We start from the raw sequence: 23,105 nt of genomic DNA, 5'->3' as shown, positions 1-23,105 counted from the left end.
GGTATTATTAATTTGTCTATAAATAACGAAAATTAGCCAAATTATGAAAACGTTATCCCTGCTTTTAGGCGCTGTTGCTTTTGCGTCGACAACCCTTGCTTTAATAACACCCGCTTTTGCCGCACAAACACTTTACAAACCATTCCCAGCTGATGTCATGCCATCGCTAAGCGACAGTGGGCCGCATGATGTTGGGGTTAGAACAATAGAAGCAGCGTACCCTACTACAGTAAAAGACATTACGGGGAGCGAGGTGAAACGCGCGTTAACCCTAGAGGTGTGGTATCCCGCGGGCAGTGAAACGCAAGCAGCAATTTATAAAAACGAAACTCGAAGTGGTCAGGCGTTTGAAATTCAGTCCGATGCGTATCGCGATGCACCTATTGCACAAGATGACCAAAAATTCCCAGTTGTTATTATATCTCATGGATACACGGGTTACCGTACTTTGATGTATTACCTAGGTGAACACTTAGCGTCTCATGGCTATGTGGTGGCGGCTATCGACCATACAGACTCTACCAATAAAGACGTAAATTTTGCTGAAAACCCATACTCAGGTTTTCCAAGCACGCTGTTAAATCGTTCAAGGGACCAAATACTTACCCTGAAAGCCGTTAGTGAGAATGCTTTTTTTGAAAGTAGGGTAGATGCAACTAATGCCGGTGTCATAGGGTATTCAATGGGAGGCTATGGCGCAGTAAGTACTGTGGGCGGTTGCTACGCCTTTGACGATACAAGTGCAGCAACATTTACCGGAACGCAAGACCCAAAAACAACAGCGCTTGTGAAACAAGTGCTTAATACCTGTGCCGGTGGGAATGAAGATAGTAGTGCAGTATTACCAGCATGGAAAGCCGCGCTAGCGTTAGCGCCTTGGGGTGGTCAGCATCAGTTATTTGATGTTGATTCGCTAAATAACATCAAGGTGCCAGTGCTTTATGTTGCCGGTGATAACGATGATATTTCTGGTTACGACGGCATTAAATGGTTGTTTGAAAATACCGGAAGCAAAGACACGAAACTACTTACTGTTAAAAATGCTCGCCACAACGTGGCACCGCACCCTGCGCCGAAAGAAGCGTACAGCAGTGAGTTCGATTTAGGGAGTTACATAGAGCCTGCGTGGGAAGTACAAAAGCTAAATGCGATAAATGAACACTTTGCGCTGGCGCTAATGAATTGCCATGTGAAAGCGTTGCCAGATTTTTGTAAATACCTGAATGTTCAAGGCACTAGCGCGCAGGTGCCGGTTGACGGTAAAAAGCCAGAACCGTGGAAAGGGTTTGATGATCGGTGGGCTCTGGGATTAGAAATGCAGAGCAAATAAGGGCTGATTACGGGCGCGGCTTCATTTAAGCCGCGCCTTTATATTTTTTGTTACATATTCACGCTGAAATTTGAGTGGTTGTTGAATTTGAGAGACTGTAAAGTCACGTAAATGTTGTTTACTTTGTCAGCAATTGCGCTCAACAATAAACCTTGCTCTTTACCGCTCATCTAAATACAAAAGGACGTGATATGAAAATACGTAAGTTTGCCGCCTCTGCACTGTGTGTATGTTCTTTTTTAACGCCTTTCACAATGGTTAATGCCAATCCCAACTCAAGCAGCTTGAGTGCTGTTCAAACGCAAAGCACTCAAATGGAGGAGCTTAAGCAACACTTCAATAAAGGTGAGTTTTCACACATTGTTGACGTACTTGCACCGCTAGAGAAAAAAACGCCGGGCCAATACAATATGTTTGTTTCAGCGTTAATGAATATAGATTTAGATGACGCTGAAGAAGCTGCTGAAAAATATATCAACGAGCATAGCGACAACTTCAAAGCCTATCACATGCATGCAAGTGTAATGGGCGCACAAGCATCAAGTAGTATTTTTTCTGCGTTAGGTTATGCAAAAAAGGCGAAGAAAAGCTTAGAGAAAGCCGTTGAAATAGCACCTGATAATGTCGAGGTGTATCAGGCACTAATGCAATTTCATATGATGGCACCGTCAATTGCCGGTGGAGACATGGATGAGGCCGCGTTGCTTGCGCAAAAAATTACTGAATTAGATGAAGAAGATGGGCAATTTGCTTTTGCAAAGCTCTATCTAGAAGACGACAAGGAAAAAGAGGCTAAAGCCTTGTTTGCGTCTCTTATTGAAAATGAGAGTACGCAGATTCGTGCACGTATGGAGCTGGGAAGTTTTTATTTGTTTGATGAGCAATATGCAGCGTCGTACGATACCTTGGCACCTCTTGCAGATATCCAGTTAGCGCCGGTACCGAAAACGAACGCTGAAGCGTGGAAAAGCTATCAGGAAAGTAAAAGCACGCTGATGTATGGTACGTATCGGCTAGGCCAGTTGGCGGTTGAAAGTGGCGAATACACCGAAGCGGGCATAAGTGCGCTTGAAGGGTACTTAAAAGAATATGCGACAACTGAGATTGATACTGAAAATTTACCCACGCCTAATTGGGCGCAATTGCGCTTAGCCGAGCTGTTTTTAAATGCCAACAACATTGATGAGGCGCAACGTGTGGTCAATTCATTAACTGATGAAGATGACGAGCGATTTACGAAAGTACTCAAGAAAATCAAAAAGGCATTAAAAAAGCGAGCCGCGGTTTAAGGCCGAAAGGCTCGCTTTATCGTGTATTGGTGCTAGGCGAATTACACGGCTTTAACGGTATAAATTAATGCAGTTTGCGGGAACAATACCGGCAGCTGCATACCGTATTTCATCAATACCTCACCTGAGAATACTTGCCCCTCGGTTTGTTGCAAAATTGATGGGGTGTATTCTTTTAACTTTTCAGGCCAAACACGCTCGATGGTGTACTGTTTATTGGCATCAAGCCCCGCAAAATAGAGGCGGTTGGGAGTGGTGCGCACAGTTTCAGTAACACTGTTGTACGCAAAAATACCTTCTTGCTTGTCTTTAGCAACGTAGCCGAACTTCACATTCTTGCCGTCGTCATCCATACGGAATAAATCACCGCTATGGGTAACATGACGATACTTTTTGTAAAGCGCAATGGCGTTGGTCAGCACGTTTTGCTCGTGTTCTGTAAGTTCACGCGGGTCCATTTCAATTCCCATATGGCCAAACAAGGCAACCGCCGAGCGAATTTCGATAGGAAGATTACGACCAGTTATATGGCAGTCACGAGGGCCTACATGCGCTCCCATCACTTCAGAAGGGAAGAAATAGGAACATCCGCGCTGAATGTACAATCGGTCTAGCGCATCGTTAGAGTCTGAAGTCCAGAAACGGTCGGTATGCGGCAAAATACCCAAATCCACTCGACCGCCGCCCGAACAGCAGCTCTCAATTTCTAAGCCAGGGTGAGCGGCTTTCACGCGATCAATTAAGCGATATAGCGCAGCCATTTGGCCATGCATTGCAGGTTTACCTTGAAGGTTTCCAGGGTGGTTAACATCGCGATTCATGTCCCACTTAATATAGCTAATCTTAGGGTACGCTTTTAGTATGTCTGTAATGACTTTATACAGATATTCCACAACTTCTGGGTTCGTTAAATCCAAAACATACTGGTTTCTAAACGGTACGTGTGGGTTGTTTTCAGTCTGTAGCGCCCATTCTGGATGTGCACGATAAAGATCGCTATCAGGGTTAACCATTTCCGGTTCAAACCAAATGCCGAACTCCATGCCAAGATTTGTCACATGGTCGATGAGCCCATCAAGACCATTGGGGTAAATCGCCTCGTCAACAAACCAGTCGCCTAGCCCGGCTTTGTCATGACGGCGTCCTTTAAACCATCCATCGTCAAGAACAAAACGCTCTATTCCTAATGGTGCCACTTTGTCAGCAAGGGCTTTCAGCGTTTCTTCTTTATGGTCGAAGTAAATGCCTTCCCATGTGTTGTAGTGAACTGGGCGAGGTTTACTTTCAGCGCTATGATTAAGCACGTTTTCACGAATGTAATTGTGGAACTGCTGTGACAGCGAGGAGAAGCCGACTGAGCCGTAACCTACGTAAAGTACCCGCGATGTATAGCTATCGCCCGTTTGAAGTACGACTTCGCCGGGAAACAGTAATTCACCAAATTGCACATAGCTTCTGCCATCTGCCATTAACTCTGCACGCAGCTTATGGTTTGCTGATGCACCTAAATGATAACCGAAGCACTCGCCGTCAAGCTCGCCTGTTCCTTGTGGAAAAGCAATAAGGCCTGGAAAGGTGTCGTGAGAGGTTTTTCCGCGTCGGTTCTCGCGTACATAGCTGCCAAAGAACAAGTCGTGATCTTTGGTTTGAAATTCTGCCGACCAGCGACCTTCAAAGGTTTTAATTTTAGTCACCGTTGTAGGTAGCGGTAAGGTGGCTGCGTTCAAATAGCCCAGATTAAGCGCCGTAGTACCCGTATTTTCAATGCGAGATACATACTTTACCACGCTGGTGTTGGCATCTAATTCGACTGTGGTAATAAGACGCATACCGCGACGGGCGTCTTCCCCGACAAAAGACACAGATTGTGCGCTTTGATTTACTTCAACCAAGGTAAAACCTGCAGACCACTGGTCAGCGTCGCCAGACACTTCTAAACCAGGTTGACCTGTCCAGCCCTCACCATGAGTAGGCACAAGCGTAATTGGCGGCTCGATTACAGGCGCACATTTGGCTTCTTGACGGGTGTTTAATACACTCAGCATTTCTGGCGTTGTACTGTCACTTAATGGCGCACCATAGTAAATGACTTTGGGCATGCGACCCTGACAGTCGAATAGTAGTGTGGCTTTATCGTTCGACAAACGAACGAATGATGTGAGTGACGACATAAGAACCTCGTGTGATATATAGCGTAGTTAACGACGCAATTTATTAAAGTGAAAGCTCGAAAAGTGAAAAAGAGAAGCTTTCGGCCTTGTTATTTATTGCGATGATTCGAGCTTAATGCCAACTTTCATGGCAGGGTCTTCAAAGGTTTGGGTTAGCTGCACTAATCTATTGTATTGTCGAAGAGATAAAAGCATTGCATTGATAGCCATGGAAATACCTTCTTTATGAAATTGAATCACAGTCTCTGGCTTCAGCTGCGCAAATTTATTCTCATCAATAGAATACAAACCGTGTGTGTGTAAGGTTTGGCCCGAGTTTAACGTTATCGAAATAGAAAGTGGTGATAAAAGGTCATGTTGCTTAAGAACGTCAACGAAGGCTTGCGCTTGTTGTTGCCCATTAAGCAGTGTTGCGAGGTTTTCCTGCTGCTGCTTTAGTAGTGAGCTGGGTTGCCCGTCAGAGGAAAACAACGCGGTGCTATTGTTGGTGTCCTGTGTGACTCTTTTGCACGATTCATCAATCAAAACCTTCACTTTGTGTTCATCAATAGCATAATTGAACGGGTGACATTGGATACTCAAAGGCACGGCATGTCCTAGCCATTTTTGACCACTGCAAAATACATTGCCAAAGCCTTCAAACCCTAGGCAGCAAGCCAGCGTTAAGGGGCTCCCTTGTTCTGTATCAATTATAACCAGGGGCATACAACCACTTAGCGTAGCAATCTCATTAAAGCCGACGTTAACGAAATTGAAAGCCTCTGCATGGGAAAATGCATCATCGTGAATGAGTCTGACGTCTTTGTGTTTAATAGGGTCAAGAGGAACAAAGTGAGGTTTAGGCATAAATCATTTACTCGATTAAGAAAAGCTTTCAATTAACCCTCTATGTGAGGGTAAACGCGTTTGTAACTGCTTAACGAGTGCTTGGTTTAAAGAAAACTGTTTGTCTGCGAATTCACGGTCTTTTAGCATTCTTTCATTGGCACTGGCTGCAACCCCGTCAGCTGTCTTGTCTAACATACCATAAAGGATATAGCGGTAGCTTTGTGCACTAAAGATATCGCTCGTTTGGGTAAAGTCGCTTTCCAACACTGGCCGTAAACGCCACTCTTTCAATAAATTTTCTAGTTTGTCTGGTATGGTGCTTGTTTGGCGGTTGTCGCTCCAAAAAGCCGTATTGTTGTTGCTTAATACATAGTGGAGTTTAAGAAAGTCGATAGCGCTTTCCCACATGCCGCGCACTTGCTTATTGAAGCGACGCTCGACTAGTTTCATTACGCTTGTGTCTGAAGGTAATTGTTCTGAAAGTAACTGAGCGCTTTGTTCGATGAGCATTAATGAAGATGCTTCTAATGGCTCAAGAAACCCACTGGATAGGCCAATGGCCACGCAATTTTTATCCCAAAACTTTTTCCTGTAACCCGTCTTAAAGCGTATTTCCTTGAAGTCAGATGTATCTAAAGCATTATTTGTATATTGGTTCAGATAGTTAGCAAGAGTGTTGCTCGCTGATTCAGTACTCTGGTGTTGACTGCTGTAAACGTAGCCCGTGCCTCTGCGTGCTTGTAGTTCAATGTCCCATATCCACCCCGCTTCTTGAGCTGTGGATTTTGTATAGCAAGCAATGGGCTTAGTACTGTCCTCATAAGGTAATTGACAAACTAACGCCCTATCGGCAAAAAGATATTGAGATGCATCAGTGAGCTCAATATTAAGCGCTTTTTCTATTAACAAAGCGCTGAAGCCTGAACAGTCTACGTATAAATCTGCGCATAACTCTCCGTTTTCACGGGTTTGTAAGCTACTAATACCTTCCACATTTTGGTTAACAGATATCACATCATCAACAATGTGTTTCACACCTAACTTTTCAGTGCAGTGGGAACGTAATAAATCGATAAATTGCCCTGCATCTAAATGATAACCGTAGTTCGCTACGAATGATTTACCTGCTTGAGCTGAAATCTTCGGAGCAAGCCCTGCATCACAAATAGCTGGTTGAAAGCAAACATCGCTGGCGTATTGCCCACGTCTTTCGCAATCAGACAACCAGTAAGGACTTACGTCTAAGCTAGCTGAACCCTGCGGGGCGCTGAACGGATGATAGTAAGTATTCCCTACATTGTTGGTATGCCAATTAACAAATTTGCTTGCTTGTTTGAATGTTGCACTGGCTTGTTTAACAAGATCGGTTTCAGACAGGCCAATTTTAGCTAGTGTTCGGCGCATTGTTGGCCAAGTACCTTCGCCAACGCCGATAGGATGAACCGTGCTTGATTCTACAACTGTAACCGATAGCGCGTTGCCTTCAGCGTCAGGTTTACAATGAGTTGCAGCAAGAAGGCCTGCGGTAAGCCAACCTGCTGTCCCACCACCAACCACTATAATTCGATTAATTTGAGTCATAGATTGTTTAAAAGCCCTTAAATACTTACTTTTTCATCGTCGATGAGTCGACCGCGCCATTGCGCTTTTTGTTTGAATACAACCCTGTTCAATGACAGTGCAAGTGCAATACAACAAATTAGCGTCACTAACATCAAATGAATATAGTGCAATCCAAACGGCGCATGAACAAAGCTAAAGTATGCGTATAGTGCTACGCCAAACACAACGGCTGCAATGCCCGCATTTGCATTAACATTGTTAAATAACAAGCCAACGATAAAAATGGAAAGTATAGGCATGCTCAGCAGCCCAAATAACTGTTGTAGTAAATTAATGATACTTTCAGCTTGAGCATAAATAGGCACCATTAACAACGAAACAATGGTCAGTGCTGCGGTTACCACACCGCTTAAGCGGGCAACATTGGGTTTTCTCTCAAAGTAAGCTTCATGAATGTCACATACATAAAGGGCTGTAGCAGAGTTTAGATTACTGTTGTAAGTAGTAAGCACCGCCGCTGCAAGTGCCGCAGCGAATACCCCAGATAGCCAATTTGGCAGCACGTCGCCAACTAAAGTGCCATAAGCGGCATCATTTATGTCACCGTATAGCTTGAAGGAAATTATACCTGGCACCACTATGATGGTGGGCACAACAATGAAGCGTATTATGGCTGCCGCATAAACGCCTTTTTGAGCTTCTTTAAGGTTTGGCGCTGCCATTGCACGCTGCGTAATAACCTGGTTGGTGCTCCAATAAAAGGTTTGTATAAAAATCATACCCGTAAGTAAGGTGTGCCATGGAAGCGGAGAGTCACTGTCGCCAATTAGCGTAAGACGCTCTGAAGGAATGCCTGAAAAATCAAAGTCGATGGCAAAGAGTGCCAAGATAACAACGACTATTGCCATGACAAGCAAGAGTACACCAGAATATGTGTCTGACACTGCCACAGCACGTAAGCCGCCAAAAATAGCATAAAATGCACCTATCAGGGCAAATGCGGTTGCGACATACATTAAAGGGACGTCAACGTTAAACATGTTGATCATGAACAGCGAACCCGAATAAATCACAGCGGGCATAAAGATAAGACTACTGCCTAAGAAAAATAGCAGGCCTATTAATGCGCGAATATGCTTGTTGTTGTATCGCATCTCGAGCAATTCTGTGGTGGTGGTGCATTGATAATGATAGTAAACAGGAAGAAATACTCTTGCTAAAATTATTAGGCCAGCAACAGCAGCAAACTCCCACCAGGCCAGCAAAGCCATTTGGTTTCCATTCATACCTACCAGTTGGTCGGTACTAAGATTTGTTAGGGTAATAGAGCCTGCGACGAAGATCCACGTAAGTCCACCGCCAGCTAAGAAATACTCTTTGTTTTCGTTAGCTTGACTATGACCATGCCCCCGGCATTTTAAGTAGGTAAGTAATCCAATGAGAGCGGTAATGAAAATAAAGACGACAAGTTGGGTTAAGCTGCCTGACACGAACAACTCCTCAGCAAAAAAAGACAAAAGGGGGCAAGACTGCCCCCTTGGTACACTAGTTGTTTTTAGAAGCTAGCACGAACACCTACTGCGTAGCGCGCGCCATCAGCAACTTGTTGAACAAATTGATCTGTGAAACGACCGCGACGAGTAAGTTCTTCGTCAGTGATGTTTATACCTTCGAAGAACACAGTAAAGGTTTCGTTAATGTCGTAGCTTACACTCATATCCACCTGAGTATAAGTTTCAGTAAAGCGAGGTTCTGTTCCGCCCAAAGAGCTCACAGCTTCTTGCATAAACGTTTCACGATTATTTAACGCAACACGTGCTTGGAAAGCGTCTTTCTCGTAGAACAGTGTGATGTTCTGAGAATCACCTAACCCTGGAAGACTAAACTCTGCATCTGAATTCACAATAGTCGCGTTTGCTTGAATACCAAAACCGCTTTCAAGAGTGTGTAACCAGGCAAGTTCCAAACCTTCAACTTCCAGAGTTTCACCATTTCTTGGACGTAGTACGCTGAAAACATACTCGCCACTTTCTAGGAAGAGCGACTCGTCTTCAACGTCACCAGCAATAAAGTCTTCAACTTCTTTATTAAATGCAGCGGCAGAGAAATAGCTGGTGTCGTCATAGTACCACTCAAGTGAAACGTCCCAGCTTGTTGCGCTGTATGGTTTAAGCGCGGTGTTACCCGCTTGAGCTTGTAGGTTACCCGGGCGCGAAACCGTAACATTAAACACTGGAACTAAGTCATCCATCATTGGACGAGTTAACGTTTCTGAGTACGCATATCGTAGATATAGGTCGTCAGTCAGCTGAAGTTTAACATTTACATTCGGCAGTAAAGACGAGTAACTGTTTTTCTCATTAACCGGCGTTCCAAAGTCTGTTTCAAAGACGATATTAAGATCTGACGGGTCATTTGGAATAGGTTCAAGATCTCGGACGATTTGGCTTGTTCCATCAACTGACGTATCGGTTTCGCTAAAGCGGAAGCCGAAGTTAATGTCTAACGGCATGTCAGAGATTTCAGTTGAGAAGTAGAACTGTGCATAGGCACTGAGCACTTCTTCGCTGACTACAAATGAATCGTTACTTGGCTGAGGATTGGCAATGTTGGTTGCGTCAATCGTTGCTCGAACTTCATCAAATGGTAACCCCGTCGCATCTGAAATTTGCTGTACTGCAGCGTCTGAGGTGGCGTAATTGAAGAATGCTTCTGGGTCGTACGTCAGCCACTGATTGGGAACACCGCCAAAATAATTATTTGCAGTAAACACCGAAAGAAGTTCATCTGGAAGGTCGAAATTATAGCCACAATAAACGTTACACGCAGATGCAAATAAGCGCGTGTTGGTTTTTTCACGGTCTTGGTAATAAAGGCCAAAATCTACTTTGTAAAATGCGTTGTCCGAATCCGGTAACCATGTGAAATCAGTTCTGAATTCGCTAATCGTATCTTCGGTATCGAAACCATTTCTTTCGTTGTAATGCATTCTGCCTAACGAAGGAGTTTGAAGAGCAGAGTCGCCGCCCGCAACCGATAGAGTGGGGGTTGAACCAGAGTAGTCAACACTGTATTCGTTGTTGTAGCCCACAACGGTGAAGAAGTTGTCACCGCCGCTGGAGTCTTCAGCAGTTGAAGTTGAAAGATCAATGCTGGCTATCAAAGTGTCGTTGATCTGCCAATCTAAATTAGCGCCGAACGCTTGAATCTCAACGTCACGACCATAGCGGCGTCGAATAAAGTCAGTCGCACCACCTACACCATCAACTACGGTGCTAGTTACACCTGAAAGGCTACCGTTGTCGGTGAAAGACATATTGTCGAGGTTACTATCAGAGAACCAGTGGCCAACACTGTGTGCATCTGAATCGACTTCGAATTTTGAGTAAAGGCCGTCTAGAGTAAGGGTCATATCATCGTTGGGCGCGTACTGAACAACGAGCGTACCCGACGTTCTTTCACGGTCCACAAGGTCGACAATCTGGTCGAAGTTTTGAGGAATATAAACGCCATTGTATTGTGCGCTGTCAGCATAAGCAGGGTTGTCCAGCTCTGAACGATCTGTAATGCTTACGCCAGGGCGCCAGTAACGAGTTTCTAGAATATTTGTTTGTAGTTCACGCTGCTGGAATGACGCAGCTGCTAATACTCCAAGTTTGCCGTCTGCAAATGTATTGGTAACAAGGCCTGACATTTGAGGAGATGTTTCCTCAGAAATGTCTTCATACATTCCTTTTACACTTGCTACAGCTTTAAACCCATCAAAAGCAAATGGGCGTGCGGTTGTAATTTCAACGGTTGAGCCGATACCGCCCTCTTGCATTGAAGCAAGCGGACTCTTGTAAACTTTTGCACCACTTATCAATTCAGCTGGAAGGGTGTCGAAGCTGAAAGCACGCCCTTGGTTTTCAGTCGCAATCTGACGACCATTAACAAGCACGGTGTTAAAATCTGGGCCAAAGCCACGCACAGTAATAAATTGACCTTCACCACCAGAACGGTCAATCGCGACACCTGTGATTCTTTGCAATGACTCTGCAACGTTTTGGTCTGGAAACTTACCTAGGTCTTCAGCAGTAATACCATCATAAACGACATCTGATGCTTTCTTGTCTAGCATTGATGCTTTAAGTGAACTGGTAAAACCTTTAACTTCGATAACTTCTACTTGTTGGTCGTTAGCAGTATTATCTTCTTGTGCCAATAAAATCGGTGAGTGTAGGGCAGAGGCGATAGCAACACCTAAAAGTGAGCGTCTTGCGATAGGGCCTATCTGTGATGTGTTAATTTTATGTGTCACTGTGTTTTCTCCGTGAGTAGGCTACGTTTTAACGTACTTTGCGTTTAAATTACGTTTTTAGTGTGTGCGGATCAAGCGTATTAACATTACCTTTACACATTTAACGTTATATTTTCGTGATTATTATTTGTAACTTTTTGAAAAATATAATGTTTCTTTTTCAAGGTAAAAGGTGAAACGTTTACCTTGAATTCAATACTAGCACAAAATGACAATGTAATTACAATGTTATAAAAAATTTTTTTGTATAAAAAAAGTGCGGGTAATTGCCGCACTTTTATTAACAATCGGAAAAATATGGAGAAATTAGGAGCAGCGGATACGGTCAACAGCGGCTTTCCAGCCGTCATACGCTTGGTCGCGCTCTTGTTTTGACAACCTAGGAGTGAAAACGCTATCACTTTCCCAGCAGTGAGTTAAGTCGTCTATAGACTTGAAGATTTTAGCCTGTAAGCCTGCAAGAAAAGCAGCGCCTAATGCTGTAGTTTCAGTGATTTCTGGGCGTTCAACTTCGGCTCCTAAAATGTCCGATAAAAAGCCCATTACCCAATCGTTTCTAGACATACCTCCATCTACGCGAATAGTGGTAGGGCGGGCGCCATCGCTTTCCATAGCTTTTTGTAAGTCTTTGGTTTGGTAGCAAACAGATTGCAATCCAGCGGCAACAATTTCGCTAATACCTGTATCGCGGGTAAGGCCCAAAATAGCACCGCGAGCGTCTGGATCCCAATAAGGAGCGCCTAACCCGGTAAAAGCTGGCACTAAAAAGACGCCGTTATCTTGTCTTGCGCGCTGCGCTAGCGCCTCAGATTCCGCCGCATCATCAATAAGTTTTAAACCGTCACGAAGCCATTGCACGGTTGCGCCAGCCATGAAAATACTGCCCTCAAGCGCGTAGGTCGTTTTTCCACTAAGGCGATAACCTACCGTTGTGAGTAATCGGTTTTTCGACTGTAAAGGCTCGTCACCGGTGTTCAGAATCATGAAGCACCCAGTGCCATAGGTACTTTTCGCCATGCCTTTTTCGAAACATGCTTGCCCGACAAGTGCAGCTTGTTGGTCGCCAGCTACACCTTGTATAGGAATCGCCTTGCCAATAATGTCTTCTTTTATTACACCAAAATCATCGGCACAATCCATTACTTCAGGAAGCATAGATTGCGGAATGTTGAACTTTCTAAGCAGGGTTTCGTCCCAGCATTGATTATTGATATCAAAAAGCATGGTACGCGACGCATTTGTTGCATCTGTTTTATGCGACTCGCCGCCAGTTAAGCGCCATATTAAAAAGGTATCTACGGTTCCAAACAGTAACTCGCCGTTTTCGGCCTGTTGTCTGGCGCCATCAACATTATCGAGTATCCATGCCACTTTCGTGGCGGAAAAGTAAGGGTCTAATAAAAGCCCTGTCGACTCTGTAATATGCGACACCAACTCTTCATCTTCACTGAGCTCGCGGCACAGTTGAGCGGTTCGCCGGTCTTGCCAGACAATTGCAGGATAAACTGGTTTCCCTGTGCTTTTGTTCCATACCAGTGTGGTTTCACGCTGGTTGGTAATGCCTACTGCTGCTATATCTGAAGGAGCCAGCGCACATTTATTGAAAACTTCTTTCAGAGTAGAGACAACGCTTTCCCAAATTTCCTCAGGATCGTGTTCAACCCAACCATCTTTTGGATATTTTTGCGAAAATTCCTGTTGTGCAATGGCTTCAATGCTGCCTTTTGGCGAGAAGATAATGCTGCGCGAGCTTGTTGTGCCTTGGTCAATGGCTAGAATATGTTGTCCCATAAGGTCACTCCTGAAGATAGATTTCATAGAGTTTGCATCATTTACACGTGATTAACAATGCTATATTTTCGCAAACGAACATTGCTGTTTCGTTTTATCATAGGAACTTAATAACTAAGCACGTATAATCGGTTGTGATTCAAAATGACTAGGACATGCGATGAACCAAACACAAAGGCACGAAAAAATTGTTGGGCTGATAAAGCAACATGGTTTTATGTCTATTGATGATTTGGTTAAAGCCTGCGCAGTAACGCCTCAAACTATTCGCCGAGACCTTAACCAACTAGCTGAAAATGGTGTGGTTAGCCGCTATCACGGTGGCGCTGGACTAAACAGAAGTTGGGAAAACACGCCTTATCAAGAACGCAAAACGCAAAATAGTGAAGTGAAAGAAAAAATAGCCGACGCTGTGGCAGCTATGATCCCCGATGGCGCATCGCTGTTTATCAATATTGGTACTACTACTGAGCTTATTGCAACAAAACTGCTGAATCATAAAAACTTACACGTAGTTACTAACAACATCCATGTAGCAACTATTTTGTCAGCAAAAGAAGACTTCTCTGTCATTATCGCAGCAGGTGAAGTGCGTTATCGCGATGGCGGTATAATTGGTGAAGCAACGTGTGACTTCATCAGTCAGTTTCGCATGGATTACGGCATTATTGGTATTAGTGGAATATCCGCAGATGGCGCATTACTCGATTTTGATTTTAGAGAAGTAAAGGTTTCGCAAGCCATATTAGAGCATACCCAGCATGTCATACTTGCTGCTGACTACAGTAAGTTTGAACGCCGAGCAATGGTAGAACAAGGGCACATATCTCAAGTAGATTGCTTAGTTTGTGATAAAGCGCCCCCTCCAGGCATAAGTAAGATAATCAAAGAAAATAATATTACGTTTGTTAAAGCGTGATCATGTTGATGTCACAAAACTAAGGCAGTTTATCTCGATAGGCGGGAATAAATTGCTATTTTCACCTTCAATTTAAGACTTTATTTGCCTTACCTCTAAGCAGTTTTTTCACGCAGCCTAACACTAAAACCACTGTGTTTGTGGTTTCCTTAACGTTCCTTAATGTTCGACTATGTTCGTTTTGTGTTGACACGTTTTCTTTTTGGTTGTCAAATAGACAGCTATATGAAGAGGTTTGTATGAGTACCACTAGGGGCAGTTTATGAGTCACAGCAATCAATCTGATAAGCCAGTTGACGTTTTGGTCGTCGGTGGCGGTGTTAATGGCGTAGGCGTAGCACTAGATGCCGCAGGACGTGGACTTTCAGTAGCGCTGTGCGAAAAAGGTGATCTGGCTGGTGCAACGTCTTCTTCTAGCAGTAAATTAATTCACGGTGGCCTAAGATACTTAGAGCATTATGAATTTCGTTTAGTAAAAGAAGCGCTGGCAGAGCGTGAAGTTTTATTGAAAAAAGCACCACATATCATGTGGCCATTGCGGTTTCGCTTGCCGCACCAAAAGCACTTACGCCCTGCGTGGATGATTCGAATTGGTCTTTTTTTGTACGACTCATTAGCAAAGCGAAACATGCTGCCCCGTTCGCGTAAGCTTGCAACTACAAGCGAAAGCCCTCTTGTTAACGACATAACAACCTGCTTCGAGTATTCCGACGGGTGGGTAGATGATGCTCGTCTTGTTGTATTGAATGCGCTGGCGGCAAAAGATCAGGGAGCTGAAATATACACGCGTACAGAGTGCGTGAAAGCAGAGAAGCAAGACAAACTATGGAACGTTGAGCTTAAAACGTATCAAGGGAAAACGTTTACAATAAAAGCAAGGTCTATTGTTAATGCAGCAGGGCCGTGGGCGGTATCGTTTTTAGATCGCTTGGTAAACGTTAATAATCCGAATGCCATGCGTATGGTGAAAGGAAGCCACTTTATAGTGCCTAAACTGTACGATACAGAAGAAGCCTACATACTTCAAAATAAAGATGGGCGTATCGTGTTTGTGATCCCTTATGAAGGTGAGTTTTCATTGGTTGGTACTACCGACGAAGACTTTAAAGGCAATCCGTCAGATGCAGCCATTTCAAATGAAGAAACAGCGTACCTTATAGATGTTGTAAATACCTACTTTAAGTCGAAGATTACCAAAGACGACATTGTTCATTCGTACAGCGGGGTGCGGCCACTTTTGGAAGAGAAAAATGCATCTGCACAAGAGCTAACTCGCGACTATAAAGTAGAGCTTAAAGGCGAAGCGGGCACGCCAGTGCTGCTTAATATTTTTGGTGGAAAAATCACGACCTATAGAAAGCTTGCAGAGCACGCTGTGGATAAGTTAGTTACTCGTTTTCCTAAAGCCAAGAAAGCGTGGACTAAAGAAGTGCCGCTGCCCGGTGGTGCGTTTGAAGATCAAGCCTCGCTTGTCAGTCAGTTGACGCAAGAATATCCGTGGTTAGACAAAGGCATTGCTGAACGTTATGCAAGACAATACGGTTTGCTCTGCCAAAAGTTTCTTAAAGAAAAGACTTCGATAAAATCAATGGGCGTAGATTTTGGCTCGGGAATGTATCAAGCAGAAGTCGACTACTTAATTGACTTTGAATGGGCATGCACAATAGAGGATGTGATTTGGCGTAGGACCAAACATGGCTTACGTTTAGACCATGCACAAAAAGACACCTTAGAGCAGTACATAGCTCAAAAATGTCAGAATATAGTAGGGCTCAGTGAAGCGGCTAACGTCACTCAGGAAAGTGCATAAAAACATCTATTCAAATATGAAAAAAGCGCGGCATGTCGTGCAGTCAGTACAATAGTGTTGTGTAGCTTGTATGCGAACATCAGTTTTAAGTTAAACGTGCAATATTGATAAATACAGGGACGTTATGCAAAAGAACCCAATTAGAGAGGTGGTTTTCATTCGACACGGAAAACCACTTTCAGCCCACAACGAGAAAATAAACGCGACGCAATATGCGAAATGGGTGCACAAGTACGACAAATCTGTTCTAGACCCCGCTAGCCATCCAAAGTATAAAACGCACCTTGACGATAGCTACATTGTGGTAAGCCCGCTCTTAAGAGCACGGTTATCGGCTGCTCATTACGGTGCTAAGCAAATCGATGAAGAAATTTCTTATCTTAAAGAAATGGACATTCCCTACTACAAATTGCCGTTTACGTTGCGCGCATGGCACTGGGTTTTACTTAGTCGAGCCCTGTGGTTTTTAGGCAAAAAAGGACGATTTGAAAGTTTTAAATATGCTAAACACAGAGTAGAGAAGCTGCGAGAGCGTATTGAAGACTTGAGTGAAACCAATAAGAGAATAGTGCTGTTCGGGCACGGTATGACTAATTACTTTACAAGTAAGTCTCTTAGGAATAATGGATGGCGACTCGTTCAAAAAGATGGCGATTTTTGGGGGGTGACTGTATTGCAGAAAGTTGAATGAACGCCCCCAACATTGCCGTTTCTAGCACGTACAAAGTGAGTTTTATTTACACGTCACTTCATTTTTTTTTCAAAATGTCGATAAAATAGTGCACTGCCACTTAAGCGCAACGCTCTGCTTAAACAAAGGCGGGGGGAAAATAATAATGAAAAAAATAAATGAAAATACGTCTACAAGCGCAAATGTTCTAAAAGCGGCTATTGCTGCGGTGTTTGCAGTGGTATTGGGAATTGCAATTAACTTTCTCCATACCGACGAGAAAGATACTACCACTTCTGCGTTTACTGCTAATCTCGAAACGTTTAAGGGGCACGTGACTTCATCACATTGGCAGTGGCGTGTGCGACAACCTACCACCATGATCATGCTCATCCACTACGATAAAACGGGTAAGGAAACAAATAGAACACCCGTTCGTATGAATCACAATGGGTGGCCTACGGCTGACCTTTCTAACGAGGGGTGCGAAAAAATATGGACTTCTTTGGTTGGCGGACCTCTGCGTGTAGACGGGTTTAAAGTTCACGCAAACTATTACGCTGAACTTGACGATGATGAAGATAACTACTGGTGTCGCTATGGTCTAAGTAGGGGCGCATATTTTGATTATTTCCCTGCTAGCGGCTTTGTCACCAATTTGAGCGATTAATCGCACCACTACAATGCTAATAATCTATATGAATCGATGCTAACCGAGGTATGAGTTCTATTTAGATAATTAGTCTACTTTTTAGTCGCTGCCATTTTAACTTGTGTCACCTTAAGTTATTGTCATTACAAGGACAATACTCGTCTCCAAGAAAAGTAGATATATGCTATCGGGCTTGCACTTGCCACAGAAAAATAAAACCCGCCTTAGTGTAGGTGGAGCGTCGTGCGCTGCAGGTAGCATGTCCAAGCCTCTCATTGCGCCTCAAGATGAGAAAAACAACGTGTGCTCATTCAGCATAAAAATAGAGCTCTGTCCCAGTTTTTTCCGTGACTTATCTCACCTTCTTATCGGGTCGAACAGTGGCAAGCACTAAAACGGGGTTACTCAGCATTATCTTAATTGGCGTGCTGCTTACGGTAGCAGGCGCTACTTATGTATATCACGCGACATCTATTTTCGATGAAGTGGAAAAAGTGAATAAAGAAGATGCTGTTACTCAGTTTCGACGCGTGGTAATGCTGGCAAGGGCACAATGGATTAAAACCAAAAAACAAACGGTACTTCTTTACGAAACTGAGTTCGATGCAACAGGCAGGCTTAAGCAGCAAAAAGACGTCGCTGCAGAACTTTATATGAATTCGAAAGGATGGCCAGAAGGGCTGGTTAGAGGGCAAGGGAACGGCTGTGAATATTTACTCACGCTGGCAACGTTAAGAGAATTTGATGCCTTCTCAGTAGTTACCGTTAGCAACTATTATGCAAATGGCTACTTACAGTGCGCATTTTTTATTGAGAATCAAATGTGGTTCGAATATAACGCCGGCAGCGGTGTTGTTAGGCAAAAAATTGGTTAAATTATCGGTGTTTAGAGCGAAAGCGACGGCATTATTTACAAGCGTAGGCCGGCAGATAATGAGTAATTCGCATACACACAGTGAACCTTCCGATGTTGTCAGGGTCACTATGTGGTCTAATTTTGAAATTCTCGCAAATTGCGTGTGTGGTAAACGCTTTGGGTAAGCGCATTAGCTGTTAAGGTCGACAGGACTTAGAGAAAGAGCACATATTTAGTCGTTAAATCACAGCATTACTTGCCCAAAATTGCCCCCATTGTTAAAGTGTGCGAATAAATATCGACTTCACGTTAAAGCGTCGCCATCTCACCTTTGCAAACACGCGTTAACATAGAAACAGGAATACACTCTTCATGTTTAAAAAGCTTCGAGGCATGTTCTCTAACGATCTGTCCATCGACCTCGGAACAGCTAACACGCTGATTTACGTAAAAGATCAGGGCATTGTGCTAAACGAGCCTTCAGTAGTAGCTATTCGTCAAGAGCGCGCAGCAGGACCAAAAAGTGTTGCAGCAGTGGGTGCAGAGGCGAAGCGAATGCTTGGCCGTACACCGGGTAACATTCGTGCAATTCGCCCAATGAAAGACGGTGTAATAGCCGACTTCTACGTGACTGAAAAAATGCTCCAGCACTTTATTAAGCAGGTGCACGACAATAACTTTTTGCGTCCTAGCCCACGTGTTTTGGTGTGTGTGCCTTGCGGTTCAACACAAGTTGAACGTCGCGCTATTAAAGAATCGGCACTTGGTGCTGGCGCTCGCGAAGTTTACTTAATTGACGAACCAATGGCTGCGGCAATCGGTGCAGGTCTTCCGGTTTCTGAAGCAACAGGTTCAATGGTGGTTGATATCGGTGGTGGTACCACGGAAGTGGCTATTATCTCACTGAACGGTGTGGTGTATTCATCTTCTGTTCGTATCGGTGGTGATAAGTTCGATGAAGCTATCATTAACTATATTCGTCGTAACTTTGGTTCACTTATTGGTGAAGCAACCGCTGAACGCATTAAGCATGAAATTGGTGCGGCATACCCAGGCGAAGAAGTACGTGAAATAGAAGTTCGCGGACGTAACCTTGCAGAAGGTGTACCTCGCGGGTTTACGCTGAATTCAAACGAAATTCTTGAAGCGCTTCAAGAGCCGCTAACTGGCATTGTTTCTGCGGTTATGGTTGCGCTAGAGCAGTCACCACCAGAGCTAGCGTCTGATATTTCAGAACGCGGAATGGTACTCACTGGCGGTGGTGCACTACTTAAAGACTTAGATAGATTGCTAATGGAAGAAACGGGCATTCCGGTGGTTATTGCCGATGATCCGCTTACTTGTGTAGCACGCGGCGGTGGTAAGGCATTCGACATGATTGACCTTCACGGTGGCGACCTGTTTAGCTACGAATAAACAGGAAAGGCAACCGTAAGGTTGCCTTATTTGTATCATGGATACTATTTTTACCCGCGGCCCCTCGTTAAATAACAGGCTTACACTGGCGCTTGTGCTGTCGGTGATTCTGATATTTGTCGATCACAAGCTTGATGGCTTTAAATCTACGCGGGTATACCTCAACTCGTTCATGAGCCCCTTGCAATACATTGCAAATCTTCCCGGTTTAATGCTGAGCGAAAGTGCCCAGCGCCTCACATCGCAAGAACAGCTCCTTGCCGAGAACCAAAAGCTTAATAATCAGCTGTTACTGATGAGCGAAAAAGTTCAGCAGTTCGACGTTATCGCAAAAGAAAATGCGCAGTTACGTGAATTATTGCAGGCACCTATCCGAGTTTCCTCGCGAAAAATGGTGGCAGAGCTGATGGCGGTGGATAAAAACCCTTATAGTCAGCAAGTGGTGATTAACAAGGGCGCGATAGATGGTGTGTATCTTTCGCAGCCCGTTATTGATGACAAGGGTATTGTGGGGCAAGTGACTGAAGTGGGGTCTACTAACAGTCGCGTACTTTTAATTGCCGATGTGACTCACGCCATACCTGTTCGCTCACTTCGCAACGACATTCGTTTTATCGCAACCGGAAGTGGCGCACTGAACGAGCTTTATCTAGAGCATGTACCACACAGTGTCGATATTAAAGAAGGGGATACGCTTATCTCGTCTGGGCTAGGTAAAATATTTCCTGAAGGCTACCCTGTTGCTAAGGTTACTAACGTAGTACGCGATGAAAGCCGCCCTTTTGCTCGCGTTATCGTAACGCCTGTAGCAAGCTTAGACAGATTAAGACACCTTCTGCTTCTTTGGGACACCACCCAAGGCGATTTAGACGCCGATGGTGAATCTAGAGAGCAAGCTGTAAACGAGGATGAATCGACGAATGCGTAAACGTAACCTCGTTATTTGGATAAGCCTTTTGGTAGCACTAGTGCTGCAAATAGTGCCTTTGCCTTCTCAGGTTGATGTGTATCGTCCAGACTGGGTGTTAGTGGTGTTGGCGTATTGGAGCATGGCGCTGCCACACAGAGTGAACGTAGGAGTCGCTTTTTTAACAGGCGTAGCCATGGATGTTCTGGTTGGCACAACATTGGGCATACACAGTTTGGGCTTTAGTATTTGCGTATATGTTCTCGCAGCAAACTATCAAAGGTTACGCAACTACTCAGTTTGGCAGCAAGCGATAATCATTGGCCTTTTATCATCGCTATATCATTTATTGACGTTTTGGGTTCAGCACCTACTTACAGACATTTATTTCCAATTCGATTATTTGTGGCCTGTCATGACCTCTATGGTGTTGTGGCCTTGGGTGTTTTGGTTACTTAGACGCACCCGTAGACAACTTTCAATATCGTAATTCAAACGCGTTTTCGATTAAATCAAAGGTAAGCTCATGACAAAATCGGTAGTGTTAGCGTCGGCATCTCCTAGGCGCACAGCGTTGCTCAATCAAATGAACATAGCGCACACCATACAACCTGCCGATATCGATGAGTCACCTCGTGAAAACGAAACGCCAATGGCTCTTGTGTCTAGACTTGCTGGTGAAAAAGCCCTAGCGGTTAAAGCACAGTTAGAGTCTGAGCAGGTAATGACGGGCGACACGGTTATTCTGGCAAGCGACACCCTTATTGCTTTCAACGGGCAAAGCGTTGGCAAACCGCAAGACAAAGCAGACTCGAAGCGCATATTGAAGATGCTATCTGGAAAAACTCACCAAGTGTTAACGTCTATCTGTGCGCTAAGTGAAACACAGCAACAAACCCAAGTAATTACTACCTCTGTGACATTTGCAACATTGACGGATGCGCAAATTGACGCATACTGGGAAACAGGAGAACCTGCCGATAAAGCAGGAAGTTACGCTATTCAGGGGATTGGCGGTGAGTTCGTAGTATCAATTAACGGTAGTGCAAGCGCTGTAATCGGTCTTCCGCTTTATGAAACCCGCCAATTACTAAATGCATTTGGACTGAATGAATTTGGAGTAGTCTCGTGAGTGCTGAACTGCTTATTAATGTTACCCCATCAGAGTCGCGCGTTGCGCTTATTGAAAACGGAATACTGCAAGAAATTCACGTAGAACGTCATACAAAACGTGGCCTAGTGGGAAATATCTATCGCGGTAAAGTAAGCCGTGTACTTCCCGGAATGCAGGCGGCGTTTGTAGATATTGGACTTGAAAAAGCCGCTTTCCTACACGCGTCAGATATTGTGATCCATAATGAAATTGCAGAAGACGTGTCTGCAAGTCATATTCAAAAGCAAGACATTCGCGAATTAGTGCGAGACGGCCAAGATATTGTGGTGCAGGTGGTGAAAGATCCTATCGGCACTAAAGGCGCACGACTCACCACAGACATTACGATACCAAGTCGGTATTTAGTGTTTATGCCTTCAGTGACCCACGTTGGTGTGTCGCAGCGCATAGAAGAAGAAACCGAAAGAGAGCGCTTAAAGTCACTGGTTCAAGAATTCTGTGATGAAAACGGCGGTTTCATATTAAGAACCGCTGCAGAAGGCGTAGGCAAAAACGAATTGCAGTCAGATGCCGCGTTTTTGCGTCGATTGTGGGATAAAATTCAATCTCGCATGAAAAAGCGCAAATCAAATGTGCTTTATGAAGATTTACCGCTTGCAAGGCGCGTGCTGCGCGATTTTGTGGGCACTGAGCTCGATAGAATTCGCATCGACTCGAAGTTGTCATTTCAAGAGCTTCACCAGTTTACCAAAGAGTACGTGCCTGAAATGAATGGCAAGCTTGAGTACTACACAGGTGATAGACCAATATTCGACTTGTACGACGTTGAAAACGAGGCGCAGCGTGCGCTAGAGCGTCGCGTCGATTTGAAATCAGGCGGCTATTTGATCATAGATCAAACTGAAGCCATGACGACGATTGATATCAATACGGGGGCATTCGTTGGCCATCGTAATTTAGAAGAAACTATTTTCAACACTAATACTGAGGCGACACAGGCGATTGCTCGTCAGCTTAGGCTGCGCAATTTAGGCGGTATGATCCTTATCGACTTTATCGATATGATTGAACCAGACCACAAACGCCGTGTCTTACACTCATTGGAAGTGGCGACTAACAAGGACAGAGCCAAAATTAATATTCATGGGTTTACTGCGTTGGGGCTAATTGAAATGACCCGTAAACGCACCCGTGAAAGCATTGAGCATATATTGTGCGGTGAATGCCCGGTGTGTAAAGGCCGGGGCACAGTAAAAACAATTGAAACCATTTGTTTTGAAATAATGCGTGAAATTGTGCGGGTTAATCGCGCGTACGACGCTGACAAATTTGTGGTTTATGCTTCACCGAAAGTAGCCGAAGCGCTCATGGGTGAAGAGTCTCATATGCTGGCCGAACTGGAGTTGTTTGTATCTAAGCAAATAAAGGTTCAAACGGAAACACTGTACAATCAGGATAAGTACGACGTCGTCATGATGTAATGCATTAA

General features: G+C 44.3%; 18 protein-coding genes. 12 read left to right on the top strand and 6 right to left on the bottom strand.

Going from position 1 to position 23,105, the window contains the following annotated elements; genetic code table 11:
- The first annotated feature begins 43 nt into the window (after positions 1-43).
- Both ACHUFN_RS15825 and ACHUFN_RS15820 read left to right on the top strand, forming a co-directional pair.
- The gene (locus ACHUFN_RS15825; protein WP_394223402.1) at positions 44-1,330 is read left to right on the top strand and encodes an alpha/beta hydrolase family protein; all 1,287 of its coding nucleotides are present in this window, start codon (positions 44-46) and stop codon (positions 1,328-1,330) included.
- A 191-nt stretch (positions 1,331-1,521) separates the two neighbouring features.
- Positions 1,522-2,619, top strand: a complete 1,098-nt coding sequence (locus ACHUFN_RS15820; RefSeq protein ID WP_394223401.1) for a tetratricopeptide repeat protein — start codon at positions 1,522-1,524, stop codon at positions 2,617-2,619.
- 41 nt (positions 2,620-2,660) lie between these two features.
- Here the strand turns inward: ACHUFN_RS15820 and ACHUFN_RS15815 are convergent, their stop codons facing one another.
- The 6 genes from ACHUFN_RS15815 to glpK form a co-directional block, all read right to left on the bottom strand.
- Positions 2,661-4,790, bottom strand: coding sequence for an alpha-galactosidase (locus ACHUFN_RS15815; protein WP_394223400.1), 2,130 nt, complete (start codon positions 4,788-4,790; stop codon positions 2,661-2,663).
- 93 nt (positions 4,791-4,883) lie between these two features.
- Complete coding sequence (locus ACHUFN_RS15810) at positions 4,884-5,636, bottom strand: SapC family protein (protein WP_394223399.1); 753 nt, start codon at positions 5,634-5,636, stop codon at positions 4,884-4,886.
- A 15-nt stretch (positions 5,637-5,651) separates the two neighbouring features.
- Positions 5,652-7,199 carry a tryptophan halogenase family protein gene (locus ACHUFN_RS15805; RefSeq protein ID WP_394223398.1) on the bottom strand — a complete coding sequence of 516 codons (1,548 nt, stop codon included), beginning with the start codon at positions 7,197-7,199 and terminating at the stop codon, positions 5,652-5,654.
- 17 nt (positions 7,200-7,216) lie between these two features.
- A complete protein-coding gene (locus tag ACHUFN_RS15800) occupies positions 7,217-8,671 on the bottom strand; it encodes an SLC5 family protein (protein WP_394223397.1) in 1,455 nt (484 codons plus the stop codon).
- 65 nt (positions 8,672-8,736) lie between these two features.
- Positions 8,737-11,481: a TonB-dependent receptor gene (locus ACHUFN_RS15795; RefSeq protein WP_394223396.1), complete on the bottom strand. Its 2,745-nt coding sequence runs from the start codon at positions 11,479-11,481 to the stop codon at positions 8,737-8,739.
- A gap of 306 nt (positions 11,482-11,787) precedes the next feature.
- Positions 11,788-13,272 (bottom strand): glycerol kinase GlpK, encoded by a 1,485-nt coding sequence (gene glpK / locus ACHUFN_RS15790; RefSeq protein ID WP_394223395.1) that lies wholly within the window; start codon positions 13,270-13,272, stop codon positions 11,788-11,790.
- Between the two features lie 160 nt (positions 13,273-13,432).
- Here glpK and ACHUFN_RS15785 point away from each other — a divergent pair, with 160 nt between their 5' ends.
- From ACHUFN_RS15785 to rng, 10 genes are all read left to right on the top strand, one after another.
- On the top strand, positions 13,433-14,191 hold the full coding sequence (locus ACHUFN_RS15785) for a DeoR/GlpR family transcriptional regulator (RefSeq protein ID WP_394223394.1): 759 nt from the start codon (positions 13,433-13,435) through the stop codon (positions 14,189-14,191).
- Positions 14,192-14,453: 262 nt separating this feature from the next.
- The gene (gene glpD / locus ACHUFN_RS15780) at positions 14,454-16,001 is read left to right on the top strand and encodes a glycerol-3-phosphate dehydrogenase (RefSeq protein ID WP_394223393.1); all 1,548 of its coding nucleotides are present in this window, start codon (positions 14,454-14,456) and stop codon (positions 15,999-16,001) included.
- 124 nt (positions 16,002-16,125) lie between these two features.
- Complete coding sequence (locus ACHUFN_RS15775; RefSeq protein WP_394223392.1) at positions 16,126-16,692, top strand: phosphoglycerate mutase family protein; 567 nt, start codon at positions 16,126-16,128, stop codon at positions 16,690-16,692.
- 145 nt (positions 16,693-16,837) lie between these two features.
- On the top strand, positions 16,838-17,341 hold the full coding sequence (locus ACHUFN_RS15770) for a hypothetical protein (RefSeq protein WP_394223391.1): 504 nt from the start codon (positions 16,838-16,840) through the stop codon (positions 17,339-17,341).
- A 362-nt stretch (positions 17,342-17,703) separates the two neighbouring features.
- Positions 17,704-18,198 carry a hypothetical protein gene (locus ACHUFN_RS15765; protein ID WP_394223390.1) on the top strand — a complete coding sequence of 165 codons (495 nt, stop codon included), beginning with the start codon at positions 17,704-17,706 and terminating at the stop codon, positions 18,196-18,198.
- A gap of 353 nt (positions 18,199-18,551) precedes the next feature.
- Entirely contained in the window at positions 18,552-19,595 is a 1,044-nt protein-coding gene (locus ACHUFN_RS15760; protein WP_014947909.1) for a rod shape-determining protein, read from the top strand.
- 37 nt (positions 19,596-19,632) lie between these two features.
- The gene (gene mreC, locus ACHUFN_RS15755) at positions 19,633-20,523 is read left to right on the top strand and encodes a rod shape-determining protein MreC (protein WP_394223389.1); all 891 of its coding nucleotides are present in this window, start codon (positions 19,633-19,635) and stop codon (positions 20,521-20,523) included.
- Complete coding sequence (gene mreD / locus ACHUFN_RS15750; RefSeq protein ID WP_394223388.1) at positions 20,516-20,992, top strand: rod shape-determining protein MreD; 477 nt, start codon at positions 20,516-20,518, stop codon at positions 20,990-20,992. The genes mreC and mreD overlap by 8 nt, the downstream gene beginning before the upstream one ends.
- A gap of 36 nt (positions 20,993-21,028) precedes the next feature.
- Positions 21,029-21,634, top strand: a complete 606-nt coding sequence (locus tag ACHUFN_RS15745; protein ID WP_394223387.1) for a Maf family protein — start codon at positions 21,029-21,031, stop codon at positions 21,632-21,634.
- The gene (gene rng, locus ACHUFN_RS15740) at positions 21,631-23,097 is read left to right on the top strand and encodes a ribonuclease G (RefSeq protein WP_394223386.1); all 1,467 of its coding nucleotides are present in this window, start codon (positions 21,631-21,633) and stop codon (positions 23,095-23,097) included. Before ACHUFN_RS15745 ends, rng begins: the two co-directional genes overlap by 4 nt.
- The last annotated feature ends 8 nt before the right edge of the window (positions 23,098-23,105 follow it).

This window comes from Alteromonas gracilis, from assembly GCF_043642145.1.
GTDB classification, from domain to species: Bacteria; Pseudomonadota; Gammaproteobacteria; order Enterobacterales; family Alteromonadaceae; genus Alteromonas; species Alteromonas gracilis_B.
The sequence above is the reverse complement of the archived record's forward strand: the minus strand, read 5'-3'. Positions and strand labels throughout refer to the sequence as shown.

Coding starts and splice junctions, on each gene's coding strand:
- ACHUFN_RS15825 (WP_394223402.1), top strand. CDS start 44: ATGAAAACGTTATCCCTGCTTTTAGGCGCTGTTGCTTTTGCGTCGACA.
- ACHUFN_RS15820 (WP_394223401.1), top strand. CDS start 1,522: ATGAAAATACGTAAGTTTGCCGCCTCTGCACTGTGTGTATGTTCTTTT.
- ACHUFN_RS15815 (WP_394223400.1), bottom strand. CDS start 4,790: ATGTCGTCACTCACATCATTCGTTCGTTTGTCGAACGATAAAGCCACA.
- ACHUFN_RS15810 (WP_394223399.1), bottom strand. CDS start 5,636: ATGCCTAAACCTCACTTTGTTCCTCTTGACCCTATTAAACACAAAGAC.
- ACHUFN_RS15805 (WP_394223398.1), bottom strand. CDS start 7,199: ATGACTCAAATTAATCGAATTATAGTGGTTGGTGGTGGGACAGCAGGT.
- glpK (WP_394223395.1), bottom strand. CDS start 13,272: ATGGGACAACATATTCTAGCCATTGACCAAGGCACAACAAGCTCGCGC.
- ACHUFN_RS15785 (WP_394223394.1), top strand. CDS start 13,433: ATGAACCAAACACAAAGGCACGAAAAAATTGTTGGGCTGATAAAGCAA.
- glpD (WP_394223393.1), top strand. CDS start 14,454: ATGAGTCACAGCAATCAATCTGATAAGCCAGTTGACGTTTTGGTCGTC.
- ACHUFN_RS15775 (WP_394223392.1), top strand. CDS start 16,126: ATGCAAAAGAACCCAATTAGAGAGGTGGTTTTCATTCGACACGGAAAA.
- ACHUFN_RS15770 (WP_394223391.1), top strand. CDS start 16,838: ATGAAAAAAATAAATGAAAATACGTCTACAAGCGCAAATGTTCTAAAA.
- ACHUFN_RS15760 (WP_014947909.1), top strand. CDS start 18,552: ATGTTTAAAAAGCTTCGAGGCATGTTCTCTAACGATCTGTCCATCGAC.
- mreC (WP_394223389.1), top strand. CDS start 19,633: ATGGATACTATTTTTACCCGCGGCCCCTCGTTAAATAACAGGCTTACA.
- mreD (WP_394223388.1), top strand. CDS start 20,516: ATGCGTAAACGTAACCTCGTTATTTGGATAAGCCTTTTGGTAGCACTA.
- ACHUFN_RS15745 (WP_394223387.1), top strand. CDS start 21,029: ATGACAAAATCGGTAGTGTTAGCGTCGGCATCTCCTAGGCGCACAGCG.